The organism is Verrucomicrobiota bacterium JB022, assembly GCA_030673845.1.
Taxonomy (GTDB): Bacteria; Verrucomicrobiota; Verrucomicrobiia; order Opitutales; family Oceanipulchritudinaceae; genus WOUP01.
This window is the reverse complement of the sequence record JAUTCQ010000003.1, coordinates 46,193-62,111: the sequence shown is the minus strand read 5'-3', so window position 1 is coordinate 62,111 and position 15,919 is coordinate 46,193. Positions and strand designations below refer to the sequence as shown.

9 protein-coding genes are annotated in these 15,919 nt (G+C 62.2%); 2 read left to right on the top strand and 7 right to left on the bottom strand.

Features of this window, described 5'->3' with window-relative positions:
• Positions 1–28: 28 nt before the first annotated feature.
• Positions 29–463, bottom strand: coding sequence for an L-fucose mutarotase (gene fucU, locus Q7P63_01955; GenBank protein MDP0498839.1), 435 nt, complete (start codon positions 461–463; stop codon positions 29–31).
• A 140-nt stretch (positions 464–603) separates the two neighbouring features.
• Between fucU and Q7P63_01950 the strand changes: the two genes are divergently transcribed.
• The gene (locus Q7P63_01950) at positions 604–1,797 is read left to right on the top strand and encodes an alginate lyase family protein (protein MDP0498838.1); all 1,194 of its coding nucleotides are present in this window, start codon (positions 604–606) and stop codon (positions 1,795–1,797) included.
• Positions 1,798–1,944: 147 nt separating this feature from the next.
• The gene (locus Q7P63_01945; GenBank protein ID MDP0498837.1) at positions 1,945–3,492 is read left to right on the top strand and encodes an ATP-binding protein; all 1,548 of its coding nucleotides are present in this window, start codon (positions 1,945–1,947) and stop codon (positions 3,490–3,492) included.
• 77 nt (positions 3,493–3,569) lie between these two features.
• Here Q7P63_01945 and Q7P63_01940 read toward each other — a convergent pair whose 3' ends face one another.
• From Q7P63_01940 to smc, 6 genes are all read right to left on the bottom strand, one after another.
• Positions 3,570–4,691, bottom strand: a complete 1,122-nt coding sequence (locus tag Q7P63_01940; protein MDP0498836.1) for a hypothetical protein — start codon at positions 4,689–4,691, stop codon at positions 3,570–3,572.
• A 178-nt stretch (positions 4,692–4,869) separates the two neighbouring features.
• Positions 4,870–5,973 carry a hypothetical protein gene (locus Q7P63_01935; protein MDP0498835.1) on the bottom strand — a complete coding sequence of 368 codons (1,104 nt, stop codon included), beginning with the start codon at positions 5,971–5,973 and terminating at the stop codon, positions 4,870–4,872.
• Between the two features lie 173 nt (positions 5,974–6,146).
• Positions 6,147–7,880, bottom strand: coding sequence for a hypothetical protein (locus tag Q7P63_01930; GenBank protein ID MDP0498834.1), 1,734 nt, complete (start codon positions 7,878–7,880; stop codon positions 6,147–6,149).
• A gap of 97 nt (positions 7,881–7,977) precedes the next feature.
• A complete protein-coding gene (locus Q7P63_01925; protein ID MDP0498833.1) occupies positions 7,978–9,159 on the bottom strand; it encodes an N-acetylmuramoyl-L-alanine amidase in 1,182 nt (393 codons plus the stop codon).
• A gap of 175 nt (positions 9,160–9,334) precedes the next feature.
• Entirely contained in the window at positions 9,335–11,764 is a 2,430-nt protein-coding gene (locus Q7P63_01920) for a TonB-dependent receptor (protein ID MDP0498832.1), read from the bottom strand.
• A gap of 319 nt (positions 11,765–12,083) precedes the next feature.
• Positions 12,084–15,773 carry a chromosome segregation protein SMC gene (smc, locus tag Q7P63_01915; protein MDP0498831.1) on the bottom strand — a complete coding sequence of 1,230 codons (3,690 nt, stop codon included), beginning with the start codon at positions 15,771–15,773 and terminating at the stop codon, positions 12,084–12,086.
• Positions 15,774–15,919 lie beyond the last annotated feature (146 nt).

Below are 15,919 nucleotides of genomic sequence, written 5' to 3'. Positions count from 1 at the left end.
AGGTCCCGGCGCTTCTGCGTCCGCACTTCTACACGACCGGCGTCACGCCTTTTTTGAGCAGGATGTTGCCGTATTTGGCGAGTTCGCCCGTCATGACGACGGCGAAGGCCTTTTCGGTGCGGTCGTAAAAAGCAAAGCGGTCGATCCGCGTGATGGCGGGCGCCTGGGGGGCGTGCTTGCGGACAGGTTGCAGGTAGGCCTCCTCCACCTTCGGGTCGAGCGCATCGCCCTCGACCGCCGCCATCATTACGAGCGGCGCATCGACATAGGCATCGAGTTCGAAGAGTGGCAGGATACCGTCGAGCAGATCGGCAATGCGCAGGCCGTCGGCCCGCAGCACGCGCTGGCCCACCGTATGGCCCGGGAAATGGGCGTCGGCCAGCACGATCTCGTCGCCATGGCCCATCTGACACAGCACCGCCAGTAACTCCGGCGAAAGCAGGGGGGAAATTCCTTTGAGCATAGTCTTCTTTGAAAAGGGGTTAGCCGCAAAAGCATCTGCTCTACCGCCCCAGCCCACCCATGGCAACGCCCGAAGCAGGAGCTAATTCACAGGCACGAGCATTGACGCCCTTGTAACTAATATTTATTGGTCGACATTGCATGAAACCCCTCTACCCCTCCCTGTTGTTCCTGGCTCTGTTCACGTCCCCGCTGCTGGCCCTCCCCCAGCCACTGCTCTTTTGGCAGGAGGACCGCCTTGAAGATCTCACCCAATCCAACGAAGCCCCTTGGCCCGGGTTGCGCGACGCAGTGCAGGCAGAGGCCGACCGCATCGTGGCGGCAGGCGAAACGTATTCGGTGACGTTCAACGAGCGCACCCCACCCAGTGGCGACCCGCGAGACTACTACAGCACGGGCCCCTATTGGTGGCCCAACCCGGAGACGCCCGACGGCCTGCCCTACGTGCGCCGCGACGGCCAATTCAACCCCGAGCGCGATCGTGTGTCGGACCGCGAGCCGCTGCACCGCATGATCCACGACGTGCGCTACTGCGCTCTGGCCTGGCACTTGACAGGTGAGGACCGCTACGCCGCCCACGGGGCCAAGCTGCTCCATGTCTGGTTCCTCGACCCCGAAACGGGCATGCGACCCAACCTGAACCACGCGCAGGCCATCCCGGGCCGCAGCGACGGGCGCGGCACGGGCATCATCGACGCTCACCCACTGGGGGAACTGGCCGACGGCATCCTGCTGCTAGCCCATTCCCCGCACCTGCCGGCAGAGGACTTCGCCGCCTTGCGCGAATGGTACGAAGACTACTTTCTCTGGCTGATCACGAGCGACCACGGGCGCGACGAAGCCGCCTCGATCAACAACCACGGCACGGCCTTCGATCTGCAGGCGGCCGGCCTCGCCCACTTCATCGGCAACCGCGCCTACCTGCGTCACCTGCTCGAAAGCTCTGTGCGCGCCCGGGTCTACAGCCAGATCCGCTCCAGCGGTGCCCAGCCGGAGGAGTTGGTCCGCACCCGCACCTGGAGCTACAGCACCGAAAACCTGGAGCACTTTTACCGCCTGGCGCTGCTCGGCCTTGATGTGGAAGTAGACGTAACGGCTTTTGAAGCTCCCAACGGAGCCAGCCTGCCCCGCGCGCTGCAGTATTTGCTGCCTTATTTTTGTCAGCCCGAAGCCTGGCCCTATCCGCAGGAAACGGCGTGGGAGACCACTTTTGCACAAAACGTCCTCGAGATGGCTTGGGGACTTGATCCAGAACTGCAAAAGACGCTATTGAAAGCGCGTTCTTGTCTGCGACTGCCTGCTAACGATTCACTGGCTCCGTTGCTACGGCCTTAGCAACGGCCCCGCAGCGCTCGCCTTTGCCCAACATGCGGCAGAGGCGACACGCGTGTCGTGAGAGCTTATCCGGCGAATGCGGTTAAAGGGTAGCCCCTCTTGGACGATATAAAAACCATTCAACAACGAATCGCCTGCCTGAGTCCAGTGCTGCCCACGAATCCAATCCTGCCCTCCCGTGAGAGCCATCCCGCGCGTGCAAACGAGCTGGCGGCGCGCGTGCCCGATACGCAGGCCACCAAGCGGATCCAAGCAGCACGACTGCAGGAAATCCGCCAGCTGCTGGATGCGCTGCAGCAAGAGCCGGCCGAACACGATACCGCCTGGTATCGCCTGCAATGGCAACTGGAGCGGGCCGCCCGCGAGCGCGCCGAAGCCGAGCTGGAAGAAGCCGAAGCAAAGCTGGGCGATGCCGAGCGCCGGATCATATGGCTGCAGAATCAGCTCGACCAACTCAACGAGCAGTTTGAGGCGACGATTGCGCGCACCAACGAAATGGCGCTGGAGGCAGAAAACGCCAACGTCTCCAAGAGCGTATTTCTGGCCAACATGAGCCATGAAATCCGCACCCCCATGAATGCGGTGCTGGGCATGTGCGCGCTGCTGGAAGTCTCGCCCCTCAACGCCGAGCAACTGGATTTTGTCCGCACCATCCGCCACGGCTCTGAGACGCTGCTGGAGGTGATCAACGACATTCTCGACTTTTCGAAGATCGAAGCCGGCAAGCTCGACATCGAGGCCATCCAGGTCGACATGCAGGAGCTGCTCCAGGAGACGATGAACCTCCTGCGCGTAAAGGCCGAAGAAAAGAAGCTGCAACTGCGGCTCGAAATGGAAGAGGGTATGCCCCGCCTTTATCAAGGCGACCCGACTCGCCTGCGCCAGATCCTGATCAACCTGCTGGGCAACGCGATCAAGTTTACGACCCACGGGCATGTGGCCCTACGGGTCGCCGTCGGCGCTCGCGAAGACGAGCAGATTTTCCTGCGCTTCGAAGTCCAGGACACCGGAATCGGCATCCCGGAAGACCGCGTGAGCCAGCTCTTCCGCCCCTTCTCGCAAGTCGATGCCTCCACTACGCGCCGCTTTGGCGGCACGGGCCTCGGCCTCGCCATCAGCGCCCGCCTCTGCGAGCTGATGGGCGGCAAGATGGGCGTCAACAGCATCTTCGGCCAAGGCAGCACCTTCCACTTTACCCTGCCCCTGCCCGTCATCGGCGGCGAAGTCATCACGCTGGCCGGCAAGGAGCTTTCGGCCGCCAACCGCGCCGCCCCGACGGACGACTTCAGCGACCGCCCGGAAGGCATGGAAAAGCTTCGCATGCTCCTCGCGGAAGACAATGCCGTGAACCGCAAGGTATTGTTGCTGCTGCTCAAGAAAATGGGCTGCACGGCCGATGTGGCGCAAAACGGGCGCGAGGCTTTCGAGGCCTGCATGCGCCAGCCCTACGACGTCGTCTTTATGGACGTGCACATGCCGGAGCTGGATGGCTTTGAAGCCACCCAGCAGATCCGCCAGTATGTCTCGCCCGCCCAACAGCCCTTTATCATCGCCCTGACCGCCGCCGCCTCTCGCCTCGACGAGGAGCGCTGCCTGGAGGTGGGCATGGATTGCTACCTGAGCAAGCCCGTGAAGGTGCCCAAGCTGAAGGGCGCCATCGCCGAAGCCCTCGCCTCGATCGAGCGCTTGAGCTAGCGCCCCCCGTGGCAACAAAGAGCCCCCGACCCGCCGGTGCGAGTCGAGGGCTGAAAGTTCCGGGAACTCGTGCGGGCTTACCAGCCGAGCAGTTCGAGGCCTTCGACCTCGTAGCCGCCGGGATAGGCCAGCTTACCCTTCACATCGCCAGCGTTGAGATCGGCAAGGGACACTTCGGTATTCCAGACGCCGTGCTCCATCGTGTAGGCGTAGACCTTCTCTTCCAACGCAAAGAGCAGCACGCGCTCGTAGCTGGGCAGATTGTCGAAGAAGGGCGTATCCGGGCGCATCTTGATCCGCGCCGGTTGACTCCAGCGCTCACCCAGCAGCTCCTTGGCGGTATGGAAAGCTCCACCGGTCGAAACAGGCTGCCGCCCAAACAAGGCCGCCCAGTCGATCCCGCTACGCTCCACTTCCGGCTCCGGTCCATAGATCGGGCCTTCACCGCGCGTGCTGTTGGGCATCTCCAGGAAGTAGTAGTAGATACTCACGAGGTCGGCGTAGTCTGCGGGACGCTGTTCCGGCGAAGGTGGCGCAACTTTGCCTGCTTCGACTTCGACTTGCATCGGTCGCCCCCCAATTGGCCCAACGCTCACCCTCCCACCACCAAAAGCACCGTATCGGTATGGATCATCCCATACGTCGTGGTAAAAATTCGGATCTCCAGCATATTCAGGCGTACGCATGTGGCCCCAGGCGTATCCTAAGCCGTACTGATTGTAGGTAGCGAAAGGCTGCCGATCAGTAGCGAGGATATAAACTCCATCGGTATCATTGTAATAGGCAGTCACCCACTCCGTCCGTTTCGGCGAGATCTCGGCTACATAGTTGTTGGCAAAACGTAACAGCGCATAAGGGCGATGCAGATCAGAGGGCTCCAAGGGGGCGATAAAGCGGCGGTGCTCATCGTCTCCCGAGGGTGCCCAACCATAGAGTTGGCCGTCATAGTAAAAGAGGCACAGGTGTGAGACTGCCTGCCGCCCCAGCCCGTCTTGCCAAGGGAAGGAAACGATACCGGCCCACTTGTAGCCATCGGGCGTCGCCGACTTGGCGTATCGGTCAAGGAATCCCAAAGCGAGGATGAACTCCCCATTGGGCAAACGAGGCTTTTCGAAGTAGCTGAAGCGGGGGGTATCCGCGTCGAAGTCGGGCTTGAATTCGCGGTTGGAATCTTCCGTCACATAAGGATCCAGATCCAACGTCAATTCGCTCGTTGAATTTTGCGCCCAGAGCGGAGAGGCGAGACCGCAAAGGACTGCGGACAGGGGTAAGGCAATCTTCCACATGGTAGGATTAAAATAGTTGTTTGATTTCAATTGTCAAACTGTTCACACCATATACTAGCATTAAACTGCAGAAACTGCGTATCGGCACCTTCTACCAGTCAAGCAACTCTACGCCTTCGACCGTATAACCGCCGGGGTAGGCCAGTTTTTCCTCCACATCTCCGGCCTGCAGCTGACCAAGCGTGATCTCCGTGTTCCAGACCCCGTTTTCCATCGTGTAAGCGTAAACGCTGTCATCGACGGAAAAAAGCAATACGCGCTCGTAGCTCGGCAGATTATCCAGCGCGCCCTGCGGGCGCATTTTGACCCGGGCTGGCTGGCTCCAGCGCTCACCAAGCAGCTCACGAGCCGTCTTGAATGCATCGCCTGTCGAGACCGGCTGGCGCCCTACGATCGCGCCCCAGTCGATTCCCTTGCGCTCCAGCCCAGGCTCCGGCCCGTAGATCGGGCTCTCACCCAGCGTCTTGTTGGGCATCTCCAGGAAGTAGTAATAGATGCTTACCAAATCCTCAAGTTTGGTATGACTGCCGCCTGAGCCAGGAGGCGCAACACGTCCTGCGTCGAATTTGACCAACAGCTTCTGCAATCCGCCCTCAGATTCAGCGAAATTCTCGGGGGTAGGCATTCCGCCCCCAGTCCGCCGGAAGTAATTGTCAGAGAGCTCCAGATACTGCCCGTCCCTGCTTGATCGAGAGCTCATCCAACGTTCCCCTGCAGGCGATACTTCAGCCAGGTAGCCATTCGCAAACTTCAGCAAGGCATACGGCCGGTGCAGATCAGCCGGCTCCAGCGGGGCAGTGAAACGCCGGTGCTCTTCTTCGTCGGAAGGGGCCCAGCCGTAGAGCTTTTGATCATAGTAGAAGAGGCAAATGTGCTCCACCGAGTGCTGGCCCAGTCCGTCGACCCACGGAAAGGAGAGGATGCCTGCCCATTTGTAGGCATCGGGCGTCGCGCTGACGGCGTAGCGGTCGATAAAAGCGAGTGCGAGGATGAATTCGCCATTGGGCAAGCGCGGCTTTTCAAAGTAAGTCAACCGCGGCGTCTCGGTCTTGAAGTCGGGCGTGAACTCCCGATTGGTGTCTTCAATCACGTAGGCGTCGAGGTCGTAGACCGCTTTGTCTTGAGGTTCCTGAGAGCAGAGATGAGAGGCAAGACCGCATATTGCTGCGGCCAGGGGCAGGCCAATTTTCCACATGTTATCTCAATCAGTAAGTATAACCCGCTAGATATTCAAGGCTAAGCAACTGCGCGACAGAGATCCGTTAGAAAACTTATCGTAACACCATCTGCAATCAGATCGTAGGGGCATGAAAAAGCTCCCGCCGGGGCAGGCGGGAGCGATAAAAGGTCGGGCCGTGGGCGAGAGGCTTACTTGCGGGGCTTGCTGACGTATTCCTGCACAAAGCCGCCTTCAATCGGGTAGCCTTGGCCGAGCGTGATGAAGTCGCCGTCGATCTCCACCGGCTCATACGTGTTGCCGCTCATCTGGGCCATCGCCTTGAGGTAGAGGTTGAGCGTCTTTTCGAGGTCGTAATAGGCAAACATGGCCGCATTGGGCTTCATGCTCTTCATGTAATCCTGGATGAAGCCCTCCTCGATTAACGGTTGGCTGGCTTCGCTGCCGAGGAGATCGACCACACCTTCCACGCTGCTGCGGCTCATGCCGTAGACGAGGTTTTCCGCCGTGATGGCGATGGTGGGGGCAGGCATCTGAGTCGGCGATTCGATCGGGTTGCCCTCTTCGTCGAAGGCCATCTGCGGCGTGCTGAAGCTGAGGAGCTGGGAGCCGTTGTAGTCCTCAAACTGCAGCGGCGCGCCTTGCATGGCCGAGAGCATGGTCAGCGTCTGGGCCAGCGCCGGTCCGTCGCGCAGCGTCAACAGCGTCACCGGGTTCATATCGGTGCTTTCTTCGATCTCGGCTGGCAGGTATTGCACGAGGCCAGAGCCGAAGTTGCGGATCAGGTTACCCTCGATGTCCAGTTGCTGCATCTTGAACTGGTTCTTCATCATCATGTACATCCCGCCCGCCATGGGGGAGACGCGACCCACGAGGCGCTCGATCCCACTCAACAAGTCGCCCATATCGTAGGAGGCGACCGTCAGGGTAGAGGCGTCGGCAGGGACCCAGGCAGGCTGCGGGAGTGCGCCCGAGTGATAGCTCATGATCTGGCCGAGCAAACCGCCGTCACCATCCCAGTTGATGGCCGAATAGGCGGTGGCTTCCTCGCCGTCGAAGCTGGAGGCCATGTACCAGGACTGCCAGGTGTTGTAGCCGAGGATAGCCTTGAGCTGGTCCACCCCAACAACCTGACCATTGTCGGCAGCCTCCTGAATGGTGTCGCTATTCTGGTCGATCACCTGATCCAGCACGGAGGCAAAGCCCGCCATGTTGGCAAAGATGTACATGTCTTCATCCGGTCGGGTCGTCAGCATCTTCTGGAAGTTCGGGCTCTGGACGAGGCCCGCTTCCTTGGTCCTCTTTCCTTTGACGGCGTGGCCGTATTTCACGGCCGAAGCTTCATTCAAGGTCAGGAGAATCGTATCGTCGCTGAGCAGGACGTAGAGCTTGGCGGGCGCAGCTTCTTCCGCTTCCTCGTTCTCCAAGGTATAGACGTCGAAGCCGTCGACCTTGAGGGAATCAAGCTTGGCGGCACCTTCTTCTTCAAAGTAGCTGGCAAAGAACTTCTTGTCGGCATGGCCGGCCGCGAAGTAGCCGTTGTATTCGAGCTGCGCGCTCTCATCTTCGCCCAAAAACGCCTCGGCGAAGTGGTCCATCTTCAGGGCCAGGACAGCCGGCCCCTTCAGGTGGCTGAAAATGTTCTGGATCTCCTCGAGGACCTTGGACCCTTCGGCCTGGTCTTCTTCATCCATGCCCATTTGCTGGAAGTAGGATTGGAAGTCGATCGACTCCCAGGCCTTACCCCAGGGGCCTTTTTCCCAATCTTGCGAAGCCTGCTGGGTGTCGCCCACCTCGAGGTAGACGAGGCTGTCCATGGGCGCCATGCTGCGCAGTTGCTGCAGGTCGACCTTGGCCTGCGTCCACAGAGGGCATGTCAAGAGCGTGGTAAATGCCGCCAGTTGAGATAGAGAGGAGGTTTTCATAATCGGAAACGGAACGATGAAGTGTTCGGAATCAGAGAGTTAAGACCCCCGCGCGGCAGAGTCCACCGCAATTGCGGCCTGTGCCCGGGGAAATACCTTAACGCTCCGGTGATTGCGCTGCTTTTAGCATTCCTTTTACCACACCCTGCGCATATTCCTGCACAAGTCTACTCGACCGCTGCATTTCCTCCGGCCCCTCCCCCACCAGGGCATATGCGGCTGTGCTGTTGAGCACGAAGGGCTCCAGATACACCACAGGGCAATCATAGATACGATTGGCCAACAGGTTGCGGGCCCACAAGTAGGGGTGCGATCCCACCTTGGTGGCGTAGGTGCCACTGTAGCTGAAAGTTGGCAAGCTAGTCTCCGCCTCCAGGCTCTCCGCGATGCCCTCGCCCCAGGCCAGCTCCTGCCCAATCGTGTCGGTCAGCAGCTTGCGCAGCATCTCGAAGCGACCCAGCGACCGCTCCATCTCGCCCGCGCCATACGTGCCGTGCAGGAGGATGTGCGCGTGATTCTGCTCCACGAGAGCCGGGGCTGCCGGGTCGGGCCATGCGGCCGCATTGAGGTGCAGCGCGATGACCAGATCGGGCCGGATGCGCTGGTTGATCAACTCGGCCCGCGCGCGGATCTCGGCGTAGCGGTAAAAGAACAGCTCGGCGCGTCGCGCGGCCTTCTGCGGCGTCACCGGCTGGCCACGAGCCTCCAGATCGGCCCGAGCCAGCGGTACAAAGTCTGCCGGGCGGTAAGGCGTCACCGGGCGGTTGCGGGCACGGACGAGCGTCACCTGGGCCCCCAGCTCGCGCAACTCCACCTGGATCTCTTGCGCCACCAGTAGCACCAGATCACCCTCGCGCATCAGCGGGCCGTCGCCCAGCCGCCACTCGCGGCCCTCCATGCGGCCCCATTCGCCACCGATGTGGCCGGGGTCGAGCACAACGCGCAGCCCCTCCAGCGGGCGGGCGCCCTCACGGGTTTGGCGCCATTCCTCCAGCGTCCGCCAGTAGCGGGGGGCCGGGCGGTCGTCGTCTGCGGAGCTGGCAAGGGCAATGGTAATGGCCTCGTCTCCCCTGCCCGTCTGCACTTGCAGGAAATCGTCGGCCACCGTCAGCCATGCATCCGCCGCGCCACCGGGGGCATAGACGGTATCGAGCAGCGTCCGCACCTCATCGGCAGTCATGACGTGCGCATAGCCTGCGAGCTGCGACCAATCCGGCTCGCTCCCCCAAACGGCAGCGTGGAGCGCATCAGGATCGGCAGCATGCAGCATGGACGACATCAGCAGCCCACAAAAGGCCGCACACCAACGGATAAGGCAAGGGCTAAACACGCAGGGGGATCAAGGCTCGCGCCGGAGTCAATTCCGGCGGCAAAACCCTCATCCAAGGCAAACACCCCGCCCGGGTCGAACGAAAAAACCGCTACTCCCCGGGCGAGGTGCGCGAATCTTAACGCTAGAACACCGCTCGCAGGGTGGCGCTGAAGGCGCGGTCCTGAATGGGCCGCCCACCGGAGCTGAAGATGTTCCCCAGCGCGTCCTCGTCCGTCAGATTGGTGCCGTTGATGCGCAGGCTGAAGCCTTGGTAGCGCTCACCGAGCAACGGCGCGAAACGCACTTCCAGATACGCATCCACCGTGGTGTAAGCCTCTGCGTAGAGCGTACCACTGCCGACAATGCCGGTGCTGGAGGTGTTCATCGGGCGCTCTCCCATGTAGTTGGCCGAGACGCTGGCCACCAGGCTCTCGAAGAAGGAGTAGGTGACGGTGGTCGAGAGCGTCCAGTCGGGCGTGCCGACCACAGTAAGATCGGAAGTGCCGTATTCGGCCTCGTTGATCAGGAGGGAGGAAGTCACCGCCAGGTCTCCCCTCGCCCAACTCGGCACGTAGCTCAACGCGACTTCCAGCCCGTAGGCTTCGACCGAGCCCGCCGTCTCGTAGCGGTTGAACGTCTCGTTCTGTTCGGGATCGAAGTAGCCGACATTCTCCAGCTTGTTCCCAAAGTCGACGTAGTAGAGCGCGATGGACGAGCTGAAGTCGCTGAAGTTGGTGCGAAAGCCGATATCGTAATTCTTCGAGGTCTGCGCCTCCGGGATCACCATGTTGCGCGGGTCCCCATAGCTGAGCACGTCTTCGCTCTCCGCCGTCGGGCTGGCCATGCTCTCGGTATAGGAGGCGAAGACCTGCATGGTGTCCGTCAGGTTGTACGTGACGCCTGCCGCCGGGAGGAAATAGTCGTCCCACCCCGCATCGAGGCGAGCCCCGTTCTGCATGTAGTCGGCGTCGGTATATTTACGGGCCCACACGTCGTAGTCTTCCTCGCTCCGAAAGCCCGTCAGCTCCACGTCGAGGTCCAGCGCCTTGACGCCTATCTCGATCTTCAGGCGGTCCTCCATCAGGCTGATCGTGTCCTTGAGGTAGAACTGCATCGAGTCGGTCGTCTGCGTGAAGTCCTTGATGCGGAAGACCGGCTGGTCGAAGAGCGCCTGCGGCTGGGCCAGGCCGTCGCGGATGTTGTAGCGCGTGGTGTTGCGGTAAAACTCGTCCTGCTCGTACCAGAAACCCGCCTCCACGAGCTGCATCTCGCCGATCTCCCAATCCAGATCGAGCCGACCGCCATAGCGCTCGCCTTCGAGGTGCGTCAGCCCCCACAGCACGCCTTGCGGGGCGCTGAGGCCGGAAAAACCATTCTCCGTCTGGCGAATGTAGTGCTCGATCTCGCCGTCGAAGTCGTCGTAGCTCACCCCATCGCCCAGCTTGTCTTCATAGTAGAGGGTCGCGTGCAGGTTCACATCCTCCGTTACATCGAAGTCGAAGTTGTAGCCGAAGAGGTTGTCCGTCCGGGCATTGATGTGGCCGCGATACTCGTCGGTGACGACGTAGCCGTTTTCGTCCCGCGCGGTGGCAGAGATGGTGCCCGTGACGTTCCCGCTCGCATCCCGCACCGTGCGCTCCTGCAGGTTGTCCGGGATGCCATCGGGCACGGCGACAAAGAACGCACCGAGGTTTGCCTGCGGATCGGCCTGATAGGCAGCGCGGGCAGCAGCGTAGTCGTAGCTCACATCGTCGGTGGCCATCGTCAACCCCGGTGCCACCGGCATATAGTCGATATAGTCGAAGTAGCGCCCGAAGTTCCGGTAGTCGGCCAGCCCCAGAAAGCGGTAATCGCCGTCCTCGAAGTCGTTGTAGACGTAGAGGGCCGACATGGTGATCTTGTCGTTCACCTCCCAGTTGAGCTTGCCCTCCATGTGGATGCGGTCGTTCTCGTTGGGCCCGCGCCAGTAGTCGGCCTTGATCGACGAGATGCTGTAGTAGCCCGTGAGGCCCGGCGCAATCTCGCCCACGTTGATCTTGGCAAAGAGGCGCGTATAGTCATTGGAGCCGTAAGAGGCCTCCAGGTGCGGCTCAAACTCCTCGGAAGGCGTGGCGGTGAAGTATTGAAACGAGGGCCCGAGCGAGACGTAGCCCGGCACCGTGACATCGCCCGAGCCTTGGCTCGCCACGACTTCCTCTAGGTTTTCATTGTCCACATAACGATAGATCGGGCTGCCGCCAAAGGCCTGTGTGCGCCCCATCGGGATGCCGTCGAGCGTAAACCCGAGCTGCTCGAAGCCGAAGGCACGCACGAGCAACTGGTTGCCGAATTCATAGAGCCCATTGGCGTCGGAGTTGGACATGACCACGCCGGGGATGCTTTCGAGCATCTTGAGGCCGCTGATGCCAGGCGGCGCGGCGAGCAGCGCATCACGCGTTACCACGGTAGTGGCGCGCACGCTGTCGAAGCCGACGGCCTGGAAGGGTTCGGTCACCCGCCCGCTGGCGGTGAAGGTGTCGAGGAGCTCCAGTTCTTCGGAGGATTCCTGAGCAAAAAGGGCAGGCGCAGCCAAGCAGGCCGCCCACCCCAACTTTCGGACAAAGAGACGGGACATCTTTTTGTGCTGAAACGGTTAAGGTCGGATCCGGGAAGCAAACGCCTCCGGCTTGAGAGGCCCCTATCCGAGCCGAGCCTATACCAACCGCTCAACAGTTGCCCAAATAGCGTAAAATCCACCTTCCCAGCCAGCGATAACGTGCGATTTTGCACATATGATCTTCACGTTTGAGCGTAGCCACTTAGTGAATACGCACGGGATGAACCTCAGCGGCTACAGCGATTTTCTGGTATGGGAAAAAGTTGGCAGGCTAAAAAGGGCCCGCCCCCTCCCCCTACGCCACCTCGGCCTCGCCCTTGTGGTGGTTGAAGCGCATGGAGACCACGCGGGAGACGCCGCGCTCTTGCATGGTGACGCCGTAGATGGTGTCGGCGATGCTGATGGTGCGCTTGCTGTGCGTGATGAGCAGGAATTGCGACTTGTCGGTAAAGCGCTTCACCATGTCGCAGAATCGCCCGATGTTGGCGTCGTCGAGGGGGGCGTCGAGCTCGTCGAGAACGGCAAAGGGGCTGGGCTTGACCATATAGACCGCGAAGAGCAGCGCGACTGCCGTCATGGTCTTTTGGCCGCCGCTGAGCAGTTGCAGGCTCTTCAAGCGCGTGCCGGGCGGCTGAGCGATGATCTCGACGCCGGATTCGAGCACGTCTTCGGCGTCGATCAGGTTCAGCTCGGCCTTGCCGCCGCCGAAGAGCTGCTCGAAGGTGAAGGCGAAGTTCTTGCGGATCTGCTCAAACGTCTCCGCAAAGAGGCGCTCCGAAGTCGTGTTGATCTCGTCGATGGCCTGCATCAGCTGGTCCTTGCTCTGCCAGAGGTCGTCGCTCTGCGTCTTGAGGAAATGGTGGCGCTCCTTCAGCTCCTTGTATTCCTCGATCGCGAGCAGGTTGACCGTGCCGAGCGAGCCGAGCTTCTGGCGCAGCGTGTCGACCTCTTTCGCGACCGGCTCCCACGCGGGCTCCTGCACCGCACGCAAGGCCTCGGGTGACGTATCGACTTCGGGCTCGTCGACCGCTTCGTCAGCCTCCCATTCGTCGATCTCCACCTTCAGGCGCTCCGGCACCGGGTCGCCCGCCTCCAGCCAATGGCGACGCCAGTCTTCGCGGGCAATGTCCAGCTCGTAAGCCCCCTGGGCTTCGGTCAACAGGCTGTCGCGCTGGGTCTGGAGCTTCGCCAGCGCCACCTCGACGCGGCCATGCTCCTTGTTCAGGCGGTCGACGCCTTCGCGCTGGGCCACGAGACCCTTTTCGACCACCGTCACGTCCTTGTCCAGCGCCTCCAGCTCCTGCCGGGCGGTGGCAAGCTGCGTCTCGCCCTTGGCCAAGGCCGCTTCTGCGGCCTCGACTTCGGTCCGGGCGGTCGACAGTTGCTGTTGGAGGTCCTCGTCCTGGCGGCGCAGGTTGGTCGCCTCTTCGCGGCGCTGGCGCAGGGCGTTCTGGGCGCGGCGGAGCTGCTGCTCCTTGTCCTGCAGGTCGCGCTGGCCCAGCTCGATCTGTTGACGCCGTTCCGCACGGGCGAGGCGCTCTTCGTTAAAGCTCTCCTTGGCCTTCTCCACCTCCTGCCGCAGGCGCTGGACCTCCGCCTCATAATGCGTCACCTGCTGTTGGGCGGCGCCGATCTCCTGCTCCAGCGCGGTCATCTCCTGCTGAGCGGTTTCGAGGCGCTGGGCTGATTCGGTGCGTTGCGTCTCGAGTTTGGCGAGGTCCTGCCGACGCTGCTGGAGCTGCTTGACCGCCTGCTCGTGGCTGCGGACGGCGCTGTTACTCTGGCCTTGCAGAGTCGAAAGCTCTTGCGCGAGTTCGTTGAGGCGCTTGCGCTGCTCTTCGGCCTGTTGCTCGATGTGCTGGACCTTGCGCGCAGCCACTTCGACGGCCTGACGAGCGTCCTGCACCTCGTCGGCCACCAATTTGAGGGCCTCGCGGGCCTGATCGATCTGGCGTGCACGCTCGAGGTAAGAGCTTTGGGCCTGCCCGCTGCGTCCACCGGCCTGAATCAAGCCGCGACCGTCGACCAGCTCGCCTTCGGGCGTGACGATGAAGCGGAAATGGAAATCCGGCTGCTCGCGCCACGCCTGCAGGAACGCCGGCAAGTCCGCGCAGTAGTAGCAGCCCGCCAACAGGCGCTCGACCACCGGGCGCACGTCTTCGTTGGCCGTGCGGGCGAGGCTGCGGGCGGGCTTCAGGCCGTCAAACGCCACGTCTTCGGGCACTGGGGCGTCGGTGTTGAAGAGCAGTGCCACGCGGTCGAACTTCTTCGCGCGCAGGGCTTCGATCACGGGGCTGACGCGGCCGTTTTCGCGCAACCACACGCCCTCCCCCGCTGCGCCAAGCAGGGCCTCGATCGCGGCACCGTAGCCCTCCGTCACGCGCAGGTGCTGGAGCAGCAGCGAAGCCTCGCCGGCAGCCAACGCGCCCTGCAGCTTGCCTTGCACGAGCGCCTTTGCGCCTTGGGAAAAACCTTCGAGCTTGTCCTGCAGTGCCTGCCACGCCGCGATCTGGCCCTCCTGACGCGTATGTTGTTGCTCCAATGCGGCCAGCTTTTGCTCGGCGCTGCGTCGCGCGTCCTGCGCCGCCCGGATCTGCCCAGTGACGGCCTCGACGCGTTCGCGCGCCTGCTGGTGCTCGGCCTGGCGTTGTTGCCAGATTTCGCGGATCTGCGCCGCCTCCTGCTCCAGCCGTTCGACTTCGTGCTGCAGCGTCTCGCAATCGGTCGCCAACTGCGCGTGCCGGGCCTGGAAGGTCTTCAGGTCCACCTCCAGCGTGGTCGTACGCGAACGCAGGCGGCTGACCCCGCTCTCTTTGGTCTGCACCACCATGCGGGCCTGACTGTGAGCGCGTTCGGTATCGGCCTGCGTGCGTTGCAGCTCGGCCAGCGCGCGCTCCTGCTGGGTAAAATTCTGCTCCGTCTCCTCGCCCGCCGCCTTGCGCTCAGCCAGCCACGCGCGCTTTTCCTCTACCTGGGTCTGCAGCGCGCCAAGCTGGTCCTCAATCTGGTCGGCCTGCGTGGAAAGCTCCTGCCGACGCCGCCCGTTTTCGCCCAGCCGCTCTTCGGCAAAACCGATGCGCTGGCGGCCCTGATCGCGTTTCGAGCGCGCCTCGAACACCTCCTGCTGGAGCTGCTGGGCCTGCGCCTGGAGCTGGTTGCGGCGGTTTCGCTTTTGCGCGATGGCCTCCTCGGCCTGCGCGAGCTTGTGACGCGCCTGCTCGGCCTCGCGCTCCAGAAAGGCCAGCTTGCGTTCGTGCTCGGCCACGTCTTCCCGCACCAGCTGGAAACGGCGGGCCTTCAACGCAAGGTCGAGGCTACGGCGTCGGCGGTCGATCCGGCGGTAACGAATCGCCTTGGCCGCCTGCCGCTTGAGCGTGCCGATCTGGCGGCTCACCTCGTCCAGCACGTCGGTCACACGGGCGAGGTTGGCGTCCACGCTTTCAAGCTTTTGCAGGGCCTCGCGCCGCTGCGTCTTGTAGCGCGAGATACCGGCGGCCTCTTCAAAGATCGCGCGCCGCTCCGCCGGGTCGTTGGAGAGAATCTGGTCGATCTGCCCCTGCAGCATGAACGAGTAGCTGACCTGCCCGATGCCGGTATCGAGAAAGAGCTGCTGCACGTCGCGCCGCCGCACCCGCTTGCCGTTGAGGTAGTAATCGCTGCCGCCCTCGCGGTTGACCCGGCGGCCCACCTCCACTTCGGCATAGCCCGGCCCCAGTTCCTTTTCGCAATCGGTAAAGAGCAGGAACACTTCGGCCAGGTTGAGCGGTGCCCGGTGTGTCGTGCCTTGGAAAATCACGTCGCTCATCGCCCCCGCGCGCAACGACTTCGCCGACGACTCCCCCAGCACCCAGCGCAAAGCGTCCGCGATGTTGCTCTTGCCGCAACCGTTGGGGCCCACGATGGCCGTCACCCCGGGATGCAGGTCGAGTCGCGTCTGCAGCGCAAAGGACTTGAAGCCGTTGATGCGAAGTTCCTTCAGATACATGTCTACCAGGGCCGGCGCAGGGCGGCAGAAGAAACCCGTAGAGTGTGGACGGGCCACGATGCGCGGCAAGCCGAAAGGCGGGGTGGTGCCGTCAGGTGAAAAGATGATATTGAGCCGCAGATGAGCGCAGATTTTCGCGGATGAGA

Coding starts and splice junctions, on each gene's coding strand:
- fucU (MDP0498839.1), bottom strand. CDS start 463: ATGCTCAAAGGAATTTCCCCCCTGCTTTCGCCGGAGTTACTGGCGGTG.
- Q7P63_01950 (MDP0498838.1), top strand. CDS start 604: ATGAAACCCCTCTACCCCTCCCTGTTGTTCCTGGCTCTGTTCACGTCC.
- Q7P63_01935 (MDP0498835.1), bottom strand. CDS start 5,973: ATGTGGAAAATTGGCCTGCCCCTGGCCGCAGCAATATGCGGTCTTGCC.
- Q7P63_01930 (MDP0498834.1), bottom strand. CDS start 7,880: ATGAAAACCTCCTCTCTATCTCAACTGGCGGCATTTACCACGCTCTTG.
- Q7P63_01925 (MDP0498833.1), bottom strand. CDS start 9,159: ATGTCGTCCATGCTGCATGCTGCCGATCCTGATGCGCTCCACGCTGCC.
- smc (MDP0498831.1), bottom strand. CDS start 15,773: ATGTATCTGAAGGAACTTCGCATCAACGGCTTCAAGTCCTTTGCGCTG.